We start from the raw sequence: 17,974 nt of genomic DNA on the forward strand, positions 1-17,974 counted from the left end.
ACCGGCATATGGCCTGAGCGGCTCCAAAACCAGGCGAAAACGCCAGTTTCAACTTCACCCTTGTAGACCGTCTTGCCCACCCCCATATTGGGGCGACTGACGCGTGAAGGAATCCAACTTGAGCGAACTTCTCAACCGCCGCCTGGCCCTGCTCGGCGAGCGCGCTAACCTCTCTCTGCTCGAACAGTGCCTTCACGGCATCGAACGTGAATGCCTGCGCGTGACCGGCGAAGGTCGCCTGGCGCAAACGCCGCACCCGGAAGAATTGGGTTCCGCGCTGACCAACGAACAAATCACCACCGACTATTCCGAGTCGCTGCTGGAGTTCATCACCCCGGCCCTGCCCGATCCTGCCGATACGCTGGCGAGCCTGGACAGCATTCACCGTTTTGCCTACAGCAAGCTCGGCAACGAGTATCTGTGGAGCCCTTCGATGCCGTGCCCGCTGCCGGCCGAGGAAGATATCCCGATCGCCTATTACGGCACCTCCAACATCGGGCAGCTCAAGTACGTGTACCGCAAGGGCCTGGCCCTGCGTTACGGCAAGACCATGCAGTGCATCGCCGGGATTCACTACAACTTTTCCCTGCCCGAAAAGCTGTGGCCGCTGCTCAAACAGGCTGAAGGCTTTGTCGGCACCGACCGCGATTATCAGTCGTCGGCGTACATCGCACTGATCCGCAACTTCCGCCGCTACAGCTGGCTGCTGATGTACCTGTTCGGTGCCTCGCCGGCGCTGGATGCAGGTTTCCTGCGCGGTCGTTCGCACCAATTGGAACAGCTCGATCCGGATACCCTGTACCTGCCGTACGCCACCAGCCTGCGCATGAGTGACCTGGGCTACCAGAGCAACGCCCAGGCCGGCCTGACGCCGTGTTACAACGACCTGGTCAGTTACACAGACAGCCTGCGCAAAGCGGTGGCCACGCCTTACGCGCCTTACGTCGAAGTCGGCACGCACAAGGACGGTGAGTGGGTTCAGCTCAACACCAACATCCTGCAGATCGAAAACGAGTACTACTCCAACATTCGCCCCAAACGCGTGACCTACTCCGGCGAGCGGCCGATCCAGGCGCTGATGGCCCGTGGTATCCAGTACGTCGAGGTGCGTTGCCTGGACATCAACCCGTTCCTGCCGATGGGTATCGATATCACTGAATCGCGTTTCCTCGACGCCTTCCTGCTGTACTGCGCGCTGAACGACAGCCCGTTGCTGACCAATACCAGTTGCAGCAACGCGACTTCGAACTTCCTCAGCGTGGTCAAGGAAGGGCGCCGTCCGGGCCTGCAATTGCAACGCGACGGGCAACCGGTCGACCTCAAAGAGTGGGCAGGCCAATTGCTGGAAAGCATCGCGCCACTGGCGGCGCTGCTGGACCAGAGCCACGGCGGCGATGCTCACAGCAAGGCGCTGGATGCGCAGCTGGCCAAGGTCCAGGACCCAGCCTTGACGCCGTCCGCCCAGGTGCTGGCGGCAATGGCTGAACACAAGGAAAGCTTCGCTCAGTTCTCCCTGCGTCAGAGCCAGGCCCATGCGCAGTTTTTCCGCAGCGAGCCGTTGCCGGCCGAGCAACAGGCGAAGTTCGAAGAACTGGCTCGTGCGTCGCTGGCACAGCAGGTTGAGCTGGAGCAGAACGAAGTCGGCGATTTCGATGTGTTTGTCGGGTCGTATCAGGCGAGCATTCTGGCGATCAGTAACTGACAGCAATCCCTGTGGCGAGGGAGCTTGCTCCCGCTCGGCTGCGCAGCAGTCCAGACAACGCGTTGACCTGACACAACGCGTTGGATGAAATTGGGAGTCCTTCGTCCTCCAGCGGGAGCAAGCTCCCTCGCCACAAAGGCTCTCTCCACCATCCGCCTTAGAACTATGATCGTTCCCACGCAGAGTGTGGGAACGATCAGGGTAGCTACTTAGATTTTTCCGCTCATAAGCTCATTCGAAAAAGTTATTTATTTTCGGATTCTTAGATCATTTAGTCTCCTTTCACGCCGACTTTCGTCCGCCTGACAAGGAGCATCCTGATGAAACTGCACTTCCCTCTTCGCCTGCTGGCGGCCGCGTCATTGGCAGCAGTCAGTTTGTTTGCCCAGGCGGCCGACGTCACTGTTGCTTACCAGACCACCGTTGACCCGGCGAAAGTCGCTCAGGCTGACGGCGCTTACGAGAAAGCCACCAAGGCCGACATCAGCTGGCGCAAATTCGATAACGGTGCCGACATCATTGCTGCAATCGCCTCCGGCGACGTGCAAATCGGCTATCTCGGTTCCAGCCCGTTGACCGCGGCCATTACCCGTAAAGTCCCGGTGGAAACATTCCTCATCGCTACCCAGATCGGCGCTGCCGAAGCCCTGGTGGCCCGCGACGGCTCCGGAATCAAGACCCCGCAAGACCTGATCGGCAAGAAAATCGCCGTGCCGTTCGTTTCCACCGGCCACTACAGCCTGTTGGCGGCGCTCAAGCACTGGAACATCGACCCGTCGAAAGTCACCGTCCTCAACCTCGCCCCGCCGGCCATCATTGCCGCGTGGAAACGCGGTGACATCGACGCTACTTACGTTTGGGACCCGGCCCTGGGTGTCGCCAAGGAAAACGGCAAAGTGCTGATCACTTCCGGCGAACTGGCCAAGTTCGGTGCGCCGACTTTCGATGCCTGGATCGTGCGCAAGGACTTCGCCGAGAAGCACCCGCAAATCGTCACCGCGTTCGCCAAGGTGACCCTGGACGCCTACGCCGATTACCGCAAAGACCCGCAAGCCTGGCTCGCCAACCAGAGCAACGTCGACAAACTGGTGAAGCTCTCCGGCGCCAAGGCCAGCGACATTCCACTGCTGCTGCAAGGCAACGTCTACCCATTGGCGGCCGATCAAGTGACCAGCCTCGGAGCACCAACCACCAAGGCCATCACCGACACCGCCGTGTTCCTCAAAGAACAAGGCAAGGTCGAAGCCGTGCTGCCGGACTACGCGCCGTACGTCAGCGCCAAATTCATCACCAACTGATCGGGAGTCGACGCGATGGCTTTGCTACAGCTGGAGCGCATCAGTGCACAGTACCCTGGCAGCCCTGCACCTGTACTGGCGGATATTTCCTTGAGCCTGGGGCCGCAGCAATTGCTGGTCGCCCTCGGCCCGTCCGGCAGTGGCAAGACTTCGCTGTTGAACCTGATTGCCGGATTCGTCGCACCCAGCGCCGGGCGCATCACCCTCGATGGCGTGCCGGTAAAAGGCCCGAGCGCCGAACGTGGCGTGGTGTTCCAGGACGACGCCTTGCTGCCTTGGCAAGACGTGCTGGCCAATGTCGGCTTTGGCCTTGAGCTGGCGGGCGTCCCTCGGGACAAACGCGAAATCCGTGCCCGGGAAATGCTCGCGCTGGTGGATCTTTCAGGCTTCGAAAACCGCCGGATCTGGCAACTCTCCGGCGGTCAGAAACAGCGCGTCGGCCTGGCCCGCGCCCTCGCTGCCGACCCTCGCGTCTTGCTGATGGACGAACCTTTCGGCGCTCTCGACGCGTTCACCCGCGAGCAGATGCAGGAGCTGCTGCTGCAAGTCTGGCGGCGCACTGCCAAACCGGTATTCCTGATCACCCATGACATTGAAGAAGCGGTGTTCCTCGCCACGGATCTGATTCTGCTGGCGCCCAATCCCGGGCAAATCGTCGAACGCCTGAGCCTCGATTTCGGCCAGCGTTACGCCGCCGGTGAGTCGGCGCGCTCGATCAAGTCCGACCCGCGCTTTATCGAAACCCGCGAACACGTGCTCGCCAAAGTGTTCTCCCAACGCAGCGCCGTTCCACGGCAGGAGCACGCATGAGCAGCTATGAAATTCCCGCAGCGGCAGTCAAGACAAACACCACCGCAATCGTGGTGCGCCGCAGTTTGAGTACGCGCTGGATCAGTGTGCTGACGCTGGTCGCGCTGATTGTCATCTGGTGGGCCGTGACGGCGACCGGTTTGATCGAGCCGCTATTCCTGCCGTCACCATCGGCTGTGCTGCAAAAAGGCTGGCTGCTGGCGACCAGCGGCTACATGGATTCAACCCTGTGGCAGCACTTGGGCGCGAGTCTCAGCCGCATCGGCCTGGGCCTGGGCTTCGCGGTGTTGACGGCTGTCCCGGTCGGCATTGCCATCGGCCACAATCGCATCGCTCGCGGCATTCTCGATCCGCTGATCGAGTTCTATCGCCCGATTCCACCGCTGGCCTATCTGCCGCTGATCGTGATCTGGTGCGGCATTGGCGAGTTGTCGAAAGTGCTGCTGATCTACCTGGCGATTTTCGCTCCGATCGCCATTGCCACCGCCACCGGTGTGCGCACGGTGGACCCGGCCAAGCTGCGCGCTGCGCAGTCCCTGGGTGCGACGCGGGCACAGTTGATTCGACATGTGATTTTGCCCAGTGCATTACCGGACATCCTGACTGGCGTGCGCATCGGTTTGGGCGTGGGTTGGTCGACACTGGTCGCCGCCGAGCTGATTGCCGCCACCAGCGGCCTGGGTTTCATGGTGCAGTCGGCCGCGCAGTTCCTGGTCACCGATGTGGTGGTGCTGGGGATTTTAGTGATCGCGCTGATCGCCTTCGCCATGGAAATGGGCTTGCGCAAGTTGCAACGCAAACTGGTGCCGTGGCACGGCCAGGCTCACTGATACGTTTTGATCGCACTGACTACGCCGACAGCCCCGGATTGAAGAGAACCACCATGAGCCACCTGACCATCGTCCCCCTCAGCTCTGCCCTCGGCGCACAGATCAGCGGCGTCGACATCAGCCAGCCGCTGAATCTGGAACAGCGCGATGCCATCGAGCAAGCGCTGCTCAAGCATCAAGTGCTGTTCTTCCGCGACCAGCCAATCAACCCACAACAGCAGGCGCGTTTCGCCGCCAATTTCGGCGACCTGCACATTCACCCGATCTACCCGAATGTGCCGGAGCAACCGCAAGTGCTGATCCTCGATACCGCCGTCACCGACGTGCGCGACAACGCGATCTGGCACACCGACGTGACCTTCCTGCCGACCCCGGCCATGGGCGCGGTGCTCAGCGCCAAGCTGTTGCCGGAGTTTGGTGGCGATACCTTGTGGGCCAGTGGAATCGCAGCGTATGAAGCGTTGTCGGCACCGTTCAAAACCTTGCTCGAAGGGCTGACCGCCACCCACGACTTCACCCGTTCGTTTCCGTTGGAGCGCTATGGCAACACGCCTGAAGCGCTGGCCCAATGGGAAGAAGCGCGGCGCAAGAATCCGCCGCTGTCGCACCCGGTAATCCGCACCCATCCGGTGAGCGGGCGCCGCTCGCTGTTCGTCAACGAAGGCTTCACTTCGAAGATCAACGAACTGTCGGAAACCGAGAGCGAGGCGATTCTGAAGTTCCTGTTCGCCCACGCAACACGGCCGGAATTCACCATTCGCTGGCGCTGGCAGAAAGACGACATCGCCTTCTGGGACAACCGCGTGACTCAGCATTACGCGGTGGATGACTACCGGCCGGCGCGGCGGGTGATGCAGCGGGCGACAGTGTTGGGGGATGTGCCGTTTTTTCGCTGATTTGATCGTTCCCACGCTCTGCGTGGGAATGCCGCCCGGGACGCTCCGCGTCCCATCCGAAAGCCGAACGCGGAGCGTCCGTTGATGCATTCCCACGCGGAGCGTGGGAACGATCATGCTGTCACTCAGCCGTCGAAGGCTTCTCCCACAGATTGATCCCGCCCTCTTGGGCAAAACGATCGATCTCCGCCAGCTCCTCTGCACTGAAGCTCAAGTTCCGCAACGCCCCGACGTTCTCGATGATCTGCTCTGGCCGGCTCGCACCGATCAGTGCCGACGTCACCCGCGGGTCGCGCAGGGTCCAGGCCAGTGCCAGTTGCGCCAGGCTCTGACCGCGGCGCTTGGCGATTTCATTGAGTGCACGCACGTGGGCAATGTTGGCCTCGGACAGGTGCGAAGCCTGCAACGAACCGCCGCCCGGACGGTTGACCCGCGCGTCGCTCGGCACGCCGTTGAGGTATTTGTCGGTCAGCAAACCCTGAGCCAGCGGTGTAAACGCAATCACGCCGGTGCCCAGTTCGTCAGTGGTGTCGAGCAGATCTTTTTCCACCCAGCGATTGAGCAGGTTGTAGGCCGGCTGATGGATCAATAACGGCACCTTCCACTCCTTGAGCAATGCCGCCATCTCACGGGTTTTCACCCCTGAGTACGACGAGATGCCGATGTACAACGCCTTGCCCTGCTGCACTGCCGTGGCCAATGCGCTGGCGGTTTCTTCCAGCGGCGTATCCGGGTCGAAGCGGTGCGAATAGAAAATGTCGACGTAGTCCAGGCCCAGACGCTGCAGGCTCTGGTCGAGGCTGGCCAGCACGTACTTGCGCGAACCGCCGCCCTGACCGTAAGGACCGGGCCACATGTCCCAACCGGCCTTGCTGGAGATGATCAACTCATCCCGGTACTGCTTGAAGTCTTCCCGCAGCAATCGACCGAAATTGATCTCGGCGCTGCCGTATGGCGGACCGTAGTTATTGGCCAGGTCGAAATGGTTGATGCCCAGGTCGAACGCCGTACGCAGCAGCGCCCGCTGGGTGTCGATCGGCGTGCTGTCGCCGAAGTTGTGCCACAGGCCCAGCGACAGCGCCGGCAGCACCAGACCGCTGCGACCAACGCGGCGGTAAGGAATGGAGTCGTAGCGGTTTTCGGCAGCGGTGTAAGTCATCGAATCCTCTCTTGTCTGTCTTGAATCTGGTCTCGACTGCTTCGCCAGTCGCCCAGCATACCCTCAGACAAACACCAGAAAACCCCGGACTCGACTAATTGCTGAAACGTTTCATATTTCTTTCGCCTAACCTTATGCCGACAATTCGCGCAGAGCTGCCGCCGCCAGAAAACCGGAGCGCGAACTGTAGCGTTGATCACGTCTGACAGTCTGATCGATACGCTCAAGCAACTGTTCCGGCAACGTCGCATTGAAGCGCACTGACTTGCCGAAATAAGGCGTGATATCAAACTCAACTACCGCCCACACACCACCTGCGTAATCGGGATTTTCAAGGTGGGCATCAATCTCGCGTACCTGTGGCAATGGCTCGCCATCGGCTACCAACCCTTCGTAGTGCAGGGACAGCGCCTCTTTCACGCTTTCAAGTGCCTGCGCCACGGTGCTGCCGGCCGAGAAACAACCTGGCACATCAGGGACGATCACTCCGTAGTCCGAGTCGGCATCCTTGTGCAGAACAACCGGGAAATTCATTTCGATGAGCCCTTCATGTGATGTGTCCCTGCAGGGACTTTCGTATCCGGTGGCGGGCATCATTTGAGTCCCGCCTGTTTCAATATGCTGCTGATCGTTCCTTTCGGAAGATCCGAATCCGGGTGTTTGACCGTCACCCTCCCGGGCTTGCAGGGATGCTTGTACTGATGATGGCTTCCCCTTACGGCAACCAGATACCAACCATCGTCCTCGATCATCCTGATCATTTCCCGACTTCGCATTTCCTTCGCCTTTTTCCACAGCAATCGCTGCGTACTTTAAGCAGGTCGAAGTGGAAACAATACACACCATACACACTTGGAAAAATAATAGCCGATCTGGACGAAGTCGACTTTTCCTCTCGGACCGGCGGCTACTGCGCTTTCGCAAACACCTCCCCCATCCAATCCACAAACACCCGGACCCGTGGCGACATGTGTCGGTTGTGCGGGTACAGCACTGAAATTGGCAGGTAAGCAGGACTGGCGCAGGTGATCTGACGCAGGCGGGATGGTTTAACTATGCTCGCTGTATGGGGTTGAATCAGTAAAGGCTTGCCCGCGATGACGGCCTTTACGGCAACACACATTTAAATGGCGAAACCCACCATGCACACGACGATCATCATCACCTTTGGCCTGATTCTCCTAGCGCTGATGCTCTACATCGGCGAGAAAATCGGCTTCAGCCGCCAGATTCTGGCCTACAGCTTTATCGTGCTGTGGCTGGCGCTGACGTTGATCAACGGCGCGGTCGGCATCGTGCATGCCGGCCAGCCGTTAAGCACCGAGCTGGTGGTGGGAAGCGCCGTGTTCGGTATCCCGGTGGCGGCGCTCGTGTTGTTCATGGTGCTGACCACCGAGACCTGAGAGACCGATCAACGCACCAGGTGCAGGAACTGCATGTGCCGTTCGTACTGATCGAGGATGTCATTGATGATCTGCTCCTTGGTGTAGCCCACCAGATCGTAGTTCTGACTGCCCTCGCTCAAGTGCACTTCGGCCCGATAGTAGCGACGATTGTTGAGCTCCTTGGAGCCCATGCCACCCCGGGCAAACGACGGCGTGAAGTAGCCACGCATTTGCACCTGGTAGATAAACGGGTGTTCATCGCCGTGACCGATTTCCAGGCTGACGCTGTCGTTGACCGGCTCTGGATGGGTGATCACCTTGAGGCCCTTCTCGACGAATACCGCCGAGACCTCTTCAATCGCCGGACGTACCGTCGTGTCGAGGAAGCGATACACCTCGTCCCGCGACGGAAAATGCACCGCCTGACTCAAGCGCTGACGCCAGCCACCGCGCCGCGAGCCGGACACCGGTGCCAGGGAATGCAGTTGCGCGATCTGTTTCTGCGATTCCAGATAAAACGCCTTGTGCAGACCCCACATCATCAGCAGCAAAATCAGCGAGAACGGCAGCGAGGTCAGGACCACCGCTGACTTCAATGCGTCGATGCTGCCGGAGAACAGCAGCGCACTGGTCACCAGCGCCGTCATTGCTCCCCAGAACACCCGCAGCCATTTCGGCCCATCCTCATCCGGGTTGCCACCCTTGGCGGACAGGGTCGACAACACCACGGTGCCCGAGTCGGCGGAAGTGACGAAGAACACGAAGCTGATGAACACCGTGACCGCGATCACGGTTTTGCTCCACGGGTAGGTTTCCAGCAGCAGGTAGAGGGTCATCGAGGGGTTGTCGATGGCCGACATGCCCAGCGCGCTCATGCCGTGGTTGAGCACCTGGTCGATGGCGCTGTTGCCGAAGATCGACATCCACGCCAGGGTGAAACCCAGCGGAATCAACAGCACGCCGAAGACGAACTCGCGGATGGTCCGGCCACGGGAAATCCGCGCGATGAACAGGCCTACGAACGGCGACCATGCGATCCACCAGGCCCAATAGAACACGGTCCAGCCGCCCAGCCAGTCGCTGGGTTTGTCATAGGCGTAAAGGTCAAAACTCTTCATCGGCAAGGCGCCGAGATAATCACCGACGTTCTGGATCAGCGTATTGAGCAGATGCTGCGTGGGCCCTGCGAACAATACGAACAGCAGCAGCGCGCAGGCCAGCAACATGTTGATGTCGGACATCACCCGCACGCCTTTATCGACGCCAGACACGGCGACGATGATCGCTGCGCCCATCATCAGCGTGATCAGCCCGACCTGAATCCACTGGGTATGGGCGATGCCGAACAGATAGTCCAGGCCGGAATTGAGGTGCAGCACGCCGAAGCCCATATCAGCACCGAGACCGAAGACCGTGGCGATGATGCCAAAGCCATCCACTGCATAACCGATAGGGCCGTTGATGCGTTTGCCGATCAGCGGATACAACGCCGAACGCAGCGCCAGTGGCAGGTTATGCCGATAGGCGAAATAGGCGAGCGCCATGCCGACAAAGGCAAACACACCCCAACCGTGCAGGCCCCAATGCAGAAACAGAATTTGCATGGCCTGGCGCGCCGCGTCCGCGGTGCCCGCCTCGCCTTGGGGCGGCTGGAGCATATGGGTCAACGGTTCGGACACGCAGAAGAAGAACAGCGTGATGCTGATCCCGGCGGCGAACAGCATGCCGGCCCAGGACAGGTAACTGAATTCGGGCTCGTCGTGGTCGGCACCGAGTTTGATCTTGCCGTAGCCCGATAACGCGGTGACGACCACGAAGACCAGATACAGGGTCATCGCCAACATGTAGTACCAGCCGACCGTATTGGCCGCCCAGTTTTGCGCAGCCAGCAACCAGGCACCGGCCTGTTCGGGCATGGCAATGACCACGACGCCGAACAACAGAATGAAGCTCGCCGCAAAGTAAAACACCGGCGGATTCATGCGGACCAGGCCGCTTGAAGGAACGGACGATGCACTCATGAACGGTGCACCTCGAAGGGGGAAATCGTGGCTGTAGAAATCGGACTCAGCAAAGGCAAGCCTCCTGTTGTGAGCGGGCAGCGAACCACCGGTTTAACTTGAATGAACGTTCAAGTTAAACATGAATAGGCTGCTAAGGACTAATCGCAGGGCTGGGCGGTCGCGTAATTACGCTAGCTCAATGAAGGGTAGAAGGCGATCGTTCCTACGCTCTGCGTGGGAATGCAGCCCGTGACGCTCTGCGTCATTGCGGTGCCAGGCTTGAGATCGAGGCGCGAATCGGAACGCGGAGCGTCCCTGGAGGCATTCCCACGCGGAGCGTGGGAACGATCAATGGGGGGTAGAAGGCGATCGTTTTTGATCGTTCCTACGCTCTGCGTGGGAATGCAGCCCGTGACGCTCTGCGTCATTGCGGTGCCAGGCTTGAGATGGAGGCGTGAACCGGAACGCGGAGCGTCCCTGGAGGCGTTCCCACGCGGAGCGTGGGAACGATCATTGTGGCGCTTACTTTTGCGCCCCATCATCGAGTTGCAAATTCGCTTGAGTCAGATTGCTACCCGCCGGCACGCTGCGGGTCAGCCAGACGTTGCCGCCAATGGTCGAGCCCTTGCCGATGGTGATCCGCCCGAGGATTGTCGCCCCGGCGTAAATCACCACGTCATCCTCGACGATCGGATGCCGCGCCTGGCCCTTCTGCAATTGACCGTCTTCATCCGCGGGAAAACGCTTGGCACCCAGCGTCACAGCCTGATAAATCCGCACGCGCTCGCCGATGATCGCGGTCTCGCCGATCACCACGCCGGTCCCGTGGTCGATGAAGAAACTACGGCCGATCTGCGCGCCCGGGTGAATGTCGATACCGGTTGCCGAATGAGCGATTTCTGCGCTGATCCGCGCCAGTAACGGCAGGCCGGCGCGATATAAATGATGGGCCAGACGATGGTGAATCACCGCCAGAATCCCCGGGTAGCACAGCAGCACTTCATCGACACTGCGCGCCGCCGGATCACCGTGATAGGCCGCCAACACGTCGGTGTCCAGCAGGCTGCGCAGCCCGGGCAGTGCCAGGGCGAAATCCTGAATGATCTGAATGGTTTTGCCTTCGACTTCAGCCTCGGCCTGGGCGCTGTGGCGCGCCGCATACCGCAGTTCGAGCCGTGCCTGCGCCAGCAACGCATTCAGCGCGACATCGAGGGTGTGGCCGACGTAGAAGTCTTCACTCTCTTCGCGCAAATCCACTGGCCCCAGACGCATCGGGAACAGCGCACCGCACAGGGCCTCGAGAATCTCCGCCATGGCCGCCCGGGACGGCAGCTCGCGCCCGCCCTGCTCGCCGCTGACGCGGCCGTTTTGTGCACGCCACTGATCACGGGCCGTGCGCAGTTGGCTGACGATGGTCTGCAATTGCCAATGGCTGGAACGCTCACTCACGGTAAAAACTCCTCACGGAGCGGCCGGACAGTCTGGCCGCGTCAACGGCGATTACTTTACGGCAAGGGCCTTGGGCCAAATTAAGAACCAATTGTGCTGTATCAAGCACCATCGGCTATAAGCGATTGACGGTTGCCCGGGGAAATTGGCGTGCCTATAGTCCTGACATCATTCACCGCCAGTACGGACCCATGATCAAACAACAGCTTGCCCGCTTTAACCGCCTCGACCTGCTCGGCCAGCCCACCGCCCTGGAAAAACTCGAACGCCTGTCGATGTGGCTGGGCCGCGATGTATACGTCAAACGCGATGACCTGACACCACTGGCAATGGGCGGCAACAAGCTGCGCAAACTCGAATACCTCGCCGCCGATGCCTTGGCCCAGGGCGCGGATACCTTGATCACCGCAGGCGCGCTGCAATCGAACCACGTACGCCAGACGGCTGCCATTGCCGCCAAGCTGGGCCTTGGCTGCGTAGCGTTGCTGGAAAACCCGCTTGGCACCGATGACGTCAATTACGTCGGCAACGGCAATCGGTTGTTGCTTGATCTGTTCCATACCAAAGTCGAGCGGGTGGAGAATCTCGATAATGCCGATGAGCAATTGCAGGCATTGGCCGCCCGCCTGCGCAACAACGGCAAAAAACCGTATCTGGTGCCCATCGGTGGCTCCAATGCATTGGGCGCGTTGGGTTACGTGCGCGCAGGCCTGGAACTGGCCGAGCAGATCAAGGACACCGGCCTGGACTTCGCCGCCGTCGTCCTGGCTTCCGGTAGCGCCGGAACCCATAGCGGTCTGGCGCTGGCGTTGAACGAAGCGTTGCCGCAGTTGCCAGTGATCGGCGTGACGGTTTCTCGCAGCGATGAAGATCAACGCCCGAAGGTTCAGGGTCTGGCCGAGCGCACTGCCGAGCTGCTGGGCATGTCGTTGCCGGCGAACTTCAAGGTCGAATTGTGGGACGAGTATTTCGCGCCGCGCTACGGTGAGCCGAATGCCGGGACGTTGGCGGCGGTAAAATTGCTGGCCAGTCAGGAAGGCCTGCTGCTTGACCCGGTCTACACTGGCAAAGCCATGGCCGGACTGCTGGATGGCATCGGACGTCAGCGTTTCGATGAGGGGCCGATCATCTTCCTGCACACCGGTGGGGCGCCGGCGTTGTTTGCCTATACAAGCTTTTTGCAGGACTAGAGATGGCTGATCGTTCCCACGCTCTGCGTGGGAACGCAGCCCGTGACGCTGCGCGTCACTGGACGCGGAGCCTCCCATGAGGCATTCCCACGGAGCGTGGGAACGATCACCCATTGCCGACCAATTATTCTATTAATGCATAACAAAAATAGAATTTATTATTTTCTAATCTAATAACGCCATCATATAGTCATGCCGCAGGCGAATTTGCTGCGAGACGCATAAGCTGCTTTAGGGCAGGATATCGCAGTCGTTCCAATCCCGAATTTGCCAACTTTCCTTAAGCGTCTTCCATAAGAAAACACAGGGGCTTGTCATGAATTTTTCCGCACTACGTCGAAATCTGCTGGTGGGTTCGCTGGGCCTGGCACTGAGCGCCGGCCTGATCGGCCAGGCGGTTGCCGGTGAGCAACTGCAACAAATCAAGGACAAAGGCGTGATCAACGTCGGCCTGGAAGGCACTTATCCACCGTTTAGCTTCGTCGACGAAAGCGGCAAGCTGTCGGGCTTCGAAGTCGAATTTTCTGAAGCGCTGGCCAAAGAGCTGGGCGTGAAGGTCAAGCTGCAACCGACCAAATGGGAAGGCATTCTGGCAGCCCTGGAATCCAAGCGTCTGGACGCCGTGATCAACCAGGTGACCATTACCGAAGAACGCAAGAAGAAGTATGACTTCTCCGAGCCGTACACCGTTTCCGGGATTCAGGCGCTGGTACTGACGAAAAAGGCCGCCGAGCTGAACATCAAGTCGGCTGCCGACCTGGGCGGCAAGAAAGTCGGCGTAGGCCTGGGCACCAACTACGAAGAGTGGGTAAAAGCCAACGTACCGACCGCTGACGTGCGCACCTACGAAGATGATCCAACCAAATTCCAGGACCTGCGCGTGGGCCGCATCGATGCCATCCTGATCGACCGTCTGGCCGCACTGGAATATGCCAAGAAGGCAAAAGACACCACCGCGGCAGGTGAAGCATTCTCCCGTCAGGAAGCCGGTATTGCCCTGCGCAAAGGCGAGCCTGAGCTGCTGGCTGCAGTGAACAAGGCTATCGACAAGCTGCGCGCCGACGGCACGTTGAAAAAGCTTTCGGAAAAATACTTCAACGCTGACGTCACTCAATAATGGAAGAAGCTTTTCAACTCGCACTCGATTCCCTGCCCTTCCTGCTCAAGGGCGCGTACTACACGGTCATCCTGAGCCTGGGCGGGATGTTCTTCGGTCTGGTGCTGGGCTTCGGCCTAGCACTGATGCGTCTGTCGCGCTTCAAGCTGGTGAGCTGGATCGCCCGTGTCTACGTATCGTTCTTTCGCGGCACGCCGTTGCTGGTGCAACTGTTCGTGATCTATTACGGCTTGCCGCAACTGGGCATGGAACTCGATCCACTGCCGGCGGCCCTGATCGGCTTTTCGCTGAACATGGCCGCCTACGCCTGTGAGATCCTGCGCGCCGCGATCAGCTCCATCGAGCGCGGTCAGTGGGAAGCTGCTGCCAGTATCGGCATGACCCGTGCGCAGACCCTGCGCCGGGCCATCCTGCCGCAGGCGATGCGCACCGCATTGCCGCCACTGGGCAACAGCTTCATTTCGCTGGTCAAGGACACCGCGCTGGCGGCCACCATTCAGGTGCCGGAGCTGTTCCGCCAGGCACAACTGATTACCGCCCGCACCTTCGAAGTGTTCACCATGTATCTTGCCGCCGCGCTGATCTACTGGATTCTGGCCACGGTGCTCTCGCACCTGCAGAACAAGTTGGAAGAGCGGGTCAATCGGCACGACCAGGAGTCCTGACCCAATGATTGTCGTGGAAAAACTGACAAAGCAGTTCAAGGGTCAAGTCGTGCTCAACGGCATCGACCTGCAAGTGAAGGAAGGCGAGGTCGTGGCGATCATCGGGCCTAGCGGCTCGGGCAAAACCACATTCCTGCGTTGCCTGAATTTTCTGGAAGAGCCCACCAGTGGCCGGATCAAGGTCGGCGATATCGAGATCGATACCGGCCGCCCGTTGAACCAGCAACAAAGTCTGGTGCGCAACCTGCGCCAGCACGTGGGCTTCGTGTTTCAGAATTTCAACCTGTTCCCCCATCGCACAGCCCTGGAAAACGTTATCGAAGGCCCGATCATCGTCAAGAAGATCCCGCATGCCGACGCCGTCGCCCTGGGCAAGAAACTGTTGGCCAAGGTGGGCCTGGCGGGTAAGGAAGACGCTTATCCGCGCCGCCTCTCGGGCGGCCAGCAACAACGCGTGGCGATTGCCCGCGCGCTGGCGATGGAACCGGAAGTGATCCTGTTCGATGAACCGACCTCGGCACTTGACCCGGAGTTGGTCGGTGAAGTGTTGGCGACGATCCGCGGCCTGGCCGAAGAGAATCGCACGATGGTCATCGTGACCCACGAAATGGCTTTCGCCCGTGACGTGGCCAATCGCGTGGTGTTTTTCGACAAGGGTGTGATCGTCGAACAAGGCGAATCCAAGGCACTATTCGCCAATCCGAAAGAAGAACGCACGAAGCAGTTCCTCAGTAAATTCCTTAATAACTCACACAACTAACACCTTGGCAACACTGCCAACTTCCACGGACGGAAGTTGCGCCCACCGCCCGCCTACGCATAACAAAATCAAAAAACCATAGTTAATATTTTGTGCGCATGCGCAGTACATATATATATCCCGCAACAGACTTTCACTGCCAATTCCCCCGCATCCGCCAATGACCCGCCGCACGCCCTCCCCGCGCATCCAAGCCCGACTCACCCTGTATTTATAAGCATTTTCTACTCACCCATAGCGCTTCTTAACTTTAATGCGTAGGACTTTTCTGAATAACATCATATTCCAAGCCTAACTAACAATCGCTATTGACACTGATTCACCCGCACTCTTATCTAGTCACCAAGACGCGCCACCCGTTATTTAAAACAAAATAAGCAATTGCCTTTTTACTCGCACTTGATGCATTTATTTTTCAGAAACGGACTTCGCTGCAACAACTTCAAGGAGACTCCATGAAAAACATTTCGAACCATCCCGAACTCGCAGCCCCAACCCTGGCGCAATCTCACAAAAGCGACATCAATATCGTATCGGCCTCGCACCTGCTGATCGATGTGCCGCCCTACCCTGCGATGGACGAAGGCGACCTCATCGAACTGTTCTGGGACAACTGCTACGTCGCCTCCAGGGTGGTCACGCCCGACGATGTAGGCCGTTCCGTCCACTTGCGCGTACCGGAGAGTTTCATTGCCAATGGCGCCTCGCGCATTCATTACCGGATCATGCAGATTGGCCGGGGGCCGGCGGTATCGGCTGTCGGACGCGTTCGGGTCAAGCTCGATTGTCCGGGTGGCGAACCTTCCAACCTGTGCGGCGACGAAAACCAACGCCTGGCCCCCGTGAGCATCCCTGAAACGATTCGCCGCCAGGGCGTGAATCCCAACCAGATCAAACGCGGCGTGCCGCTGACCATCGAGCCGTACCTGAACATGGCGGCGGACGACGAAATCACCCTGCGCTGGGGCGATGTGCGCATGGACTTGCCACGACTCAAGGCGAGCGACGTGGGCCAGCCGATCCAGGTATGGGTGCCGCCAGCGATCATTATCGAGGCGGGCGAGGATCTGCGACTGGAGGTGACTTATTGCATTCTCGACCGGGTCGGCAACAACTCACGGTGGGCGCCGGCACGTTCGTTGAAAATTGGTTGCGCCGGTTCGTGGCTGAAAGTCGCGAAAAAGCAACGACCCGAGGCCGCACAAGCGCGCTGTTGCTACAGCAGCAAGTGTTGCCCTGCGCACACCACCCCTTCTATATATATTCCTAAAAGTTAGTTCATAACTTTTTTATAAACGCTTAGGGTATATACACCGGACCACCGGACATTCTTGTTTTCTACGCCGCAGCGGCGTTTCCATGAGATGTGAGGTAGGTATGGTCCGGAACACAATCACCCCAGTGCAGATCGCCAGGGCATTGCGCGCAGCCAAGGAGCGGCACTGATGTCCAGTCTGGCAGATGCAATTGTCCAGAGTGATCTGGATATCGCCCCCCTGTTGTTGCCCGCGCAAGTGCTGCGCAACGACGCACAAGCCATCAAGGCCGCCCACGAACTGGCGCAGATAGCACGCCTGCACGCGGCCAAACGTGACCAGTTCCGCAAGTTGCCCTGGTCGGAAATCGAACAATTCACCCGCAGCGGGCTGGGCAGCATTGGTATCCCGCGGGAGTACGGTGGCCCGCAAGTTTCGTTCGTCACCCTGGCCGAGGTTTTCGCGATCATTTCTGCGGCGGACCCGGCCCTCGGACAGATTCCACAGAACCAGTTCGGCATCCTGAACCTGGTGTTGGGCAGCGCCACTGAAGCGCAGAAAAAACAGCTGTTCAAAAGCGTGCTCGAGGGCTGGCGCATCGGCAATGCCGGGCCGGAGCGAGGCAGCAAGAACACGCTGGACCTCAAGGCGCGCATCACCGCCGATGGCGATGGCTTTGTCCTCAATGGGCAAAAGTTTTACTCCACCGGCGCGCTGTTCGCGCACTGGGTTGCGGTCAAGGCCCTGAACGACGATGGCAAGCAGGTACTGGCCTTCGTCCGTCGCGGCACACCGGGATTGCGCATCGTCGATGACTGGTCCGGTTTCGGCCAGCGCACCACCGCCAGCGGTACGGTTTTGCTCAACAACGTACGGGTCGACGCCGAACTGGTAGTGGACAACTGGAAGATCAACGACAAGCCCAATACTCAGGGCGCAGTCTCGCAATTGATCCAGGCAGCCATTGATGCCGGAATCGCCCGGGGTGCCATCGACGATGCCATCGAGTTCGTGAAAACCCGCTCCCGGCCATGGATCGATGCCAACGTCGACAGGGCCAGTGATGACCTCTATGTGATCGCCGACATCGGCAAACTGAAAATCGAGTTGCACGCTGCCGAAGCCCTGCTGCGCAAGGCCGGACACGTGCTTGATCAGGTCAACGCTGCGCCGCTCACCGCCGAGTCAGCCGCCCGCGCTTCGATTGCCGTGGCCGAAGCCAAGGTGCTGACCACCGAGATCTCACTGTTGGCCAGCGAAAAGCTTTTCGAACTGGCCGGCAGCCGCGCGACCCTCGCCGAATTCAACCTCGACCGCCACTGGCGCAACGCCCGCGTGCACACCCTGCACGACCCGGTGCGCTGGAAGTATCACGCAGTCGGTGCCTATCACCTGAACGGCACGTTGCCGGCTCGCCACTCCTGGATCTGACGACCAGACATCTGGAGAAACAC

General features: G+C 59.5%; 17 protein-coding genes and 1 pseudogene. 12 read left to right on the plus strand and 6 right to left on the minus strand.

Annotated features, from left to right (window positions below; translation table 11 throughout):
• Positions 1-118 precede the first annotated feature (118 nt).
• From gshA to tauD, 5 genes are all read left to right on the plus strand, one after another.
• Positions 119-1,702, plus strand: coding sequence for a glutamate--cysteine ligase (gene gshA, locus D8U73_RS11365; RefSeq protein ID WP_056852102.1), 1,584 nt, complete (start codon positions 119-121; stop codon positions 1,700-1,702).
• A gap of 320 nt (positions 1,703-2,022) precedes the next feature.
• Positions 2,023-3,000 (plus strand): taurine ABC transporter substrate-binding protein, encoded by a 978-nt coding sequence (tauA, locus tag D8U73_RS11370; protein WP_056852101.1) that lies wholly within the window; start codon positions 2,023-2,025, stop codon positions 2,998-3,000.
• Positions 3,001-3,015: 15 nt separating this feature from the next.
• Entirely contained in the window at positions 3,016-3,810 is a 795-nt protein-coding gene (gene tauB / locus D8U73_RS11375) for a taurine ABC transporter ATP-binding subunit (protein WP_056852100.1), read from the plus strand.
• The gene (tauC, locus tag D8U73_RS11380) at positions 3,807-4,640 is read left to right on the plus strand and encodes a taurine ABC transporter permease TauC (protein ID WP_056852099.1); all 834 of its coding nucleotides are present in this window, start codon (positions 3,807-3,809) and stop codon (positions 4,638-4,640) included. The genes tauB and tauC overlap by 4 nt, the downstream gene beginning before the upstream one ends.
• Positions 4,641-4,693: 53 nt before the next feature.
• On the plus strand, positions 4,694-5,536 hold the full coding sequence (gene tauD / locus D8U73_RS11385; protein ID WP_130904500.1) for a taurine dioxygenase: 843 nt from the start codon (positions 4,694-4,696) through the stop codon (positions 5,534-5,536).
• Between the two features lie 121 nt (positions 5,537-5,657).
• Here tauD and mgrA read toward each other — a convergent pair whose 3' ends face one another.
• The 4 genes and pseudogenes from mgrA to D8U73_RS11405 all read right to left on the minus strand — a co-directional run.
• A complete protein-coding gene (mgrA, locus tag D8U73_RS11390; protein WP_130904501.1) occupies positions 5,658-6,695 on the minus strand; it encodes an L-glyceraldehyde 3-phosphate reductase in 1,038 nt (345 codons plus the stop codon).
• A 132-nt stretch (positions 6,696-6,827) separates the two neighbouring features.
• Complete coding sequence (locus D8U73_RS11395) at positions 6,828-7,229, minus strand: type II toxin-antitoxin system HicB family antitoxin (RefSeq protein ID WP_056852096.1); 402 nt, start codon at positions 7,227-7,229, stop codon at positions 6,828-6,830.
• Positions 7,230-7,288: 59 nt separating this feature from the next.
• Complete coding sequence (locus tag D8U73_RS11400; RefSeq protein WP_130904538.1) at positions 7,289-7,471, minus strand: type II toxin-antitoxin system HicA family toxin; 183 nt, start codon at positions 7,469-7,471, stop codon at positions 7,289-7,291.
• 131 nt (positions 7,472-7,602) lie between these two features.
• Positions 7,603-7,701 (minus strand): annotated as a pseudogene (locus D8U73_RS11405) (LysR family transcriptional regulator); the annotation flags it as partial.
• 136 nt (positions 7,702-7,837) lie between these two features.
• On the opposite strand from D8U73_RS11405, the gene D8U73_RS11410 reads away from it, so the two are divergent.
• Positions 7,838-8,098: a hypothetical protein gene (locus D8U73_RS11410; protein WP_056852094.1), complete on the plus strand. Its 261-nt coding sequence runs from the start codon at positions 7,838-7,840 to the stop codon at positions 8,096-8,098.
• A gap of 8 nt (positions 8,099-8,106) precedes the next feature.
• Here the strand turns inward: D8U73_RS11410 and betT are convergent, their stop codons facing one another.
• Entirely contained in the window at positions 8,107-10,062 is a 1,956-nt protein-coding gene (betT, locus tag D8U73_RS11415) for a choline transporter BetT (RefSeq protein WP_177336547.1), read from the minus strand.
• Positions 10,063-10,605: 543 nt separating this feature from the next.
• Positions 10,606-11,532 carry a serine O-acetyltransferase EpsC gene (gene epsC / locus D8U73_RS11420; RefSeq protein ID WP_056852092.1) on the minus strand — a complete coding sequence of 309 codons (927 nt, stop codon included), beginning with the start codon at positions 11,530-11,532 and terminating at the stop codon, positions 10,606-10,608.
• 191 nt (positions 11,533-11,723) lie between these two features.
• On the opposite strand from epsC, the gene D8U73_RS11425 reads away from it, so the two are divergent.
• From D8U73_RS11425 to D8U73_RS11450, 6 genes are all read left to right on the plus strand, one after another.
• Positions 11,724-12,722, plus strand: a complete 999-nt coding sequence (locus D8U73_RS11425) for a D-cysteine desulfhydrase (RefSeq protein ID WP_130904502.1) — start codon at positions 11,724-11,726, stop codon at positions 12,720-12,722.
• A 316-nt stretch (positions 12,723-13,038) separates the two neighbouring features.
• Positions 13,039-13,839 (plus strand): cystine ABC transporter substrate-binding protein, encoded by an 801-nt coding sequence (tcyJ, locus tag D8U73_RS11430; RefSeq protein ID WP_056852090.1) that lies wholly within the window; start codon positions 13,039-13,041, stop codon positions 13,837-13,839.
• Positions 13,839-14,504, plus strand: coding sequence for a cystine ABC transporter permease (gene tcyL / locus D8U73_RS11435; protein ID WP_056852089.1), 666 nt, complete (start codon positions 13,839-13,841; stop codon positions 14,502-14,504). The genes tcyJ and tcyL overlap by 1 nt, the downstream gene beginning before the upstream one ends.
• A gap of 4 nt (positions 14,505-14,508) precedes the next feature.
• On the plus strand, positions 14,509-15,264 hold the full coding sequence (tcyN, locus tag D8U73_RS11440) for an L-cystine ABC transporter ATP-binding protein TcyN (protein ID WP_056852088.1): 756 nt from the start codon (positions 14,509-14,511) through the stop codon (positions 15,262-15,264).
• Positions 15,265-15,719: 455 nt separating this feature from the next.
• On the plus strand, positions 15,720-16,541 hold the full coding sequence (locus D8U73_RS11445) for a hypothetical protein (protein ID WP_241664277.1): 822 nt from the start codon (positions 15,720-15,722) through the stop codon (positions 16,539-16,541).
• Positions 16,542-16,709: 168 nt separating this feature from the next.
• Positions 16,710-17,951 carry an SfnB family sulfur acquisition oxidoreductase gene (locus tag D8U73_RS11450; RefSeq protein ID WP_130904503.1) on the plus strand — a complete coding sequence of 414 codons (1,242 nt, stop codon included), beginning with the start codon at positions 16,710-16,712 and terminating at the stop codon, positions 17,949-17,951.
• Positions 17,952-17,974 lie beyond the last annotated feature (23 nt).

The organism is Pseudomonas sp. Sample_22 (genome assembly GCF_004307635.1).
In the GTDB taxonomy this organism is placed as follows: domain Bacteria; phylum Pseudomonadota; class Gammaproteobacteria; order Pseudomonadales; family Pseudomonadaceae; genus Aquipseudomonas.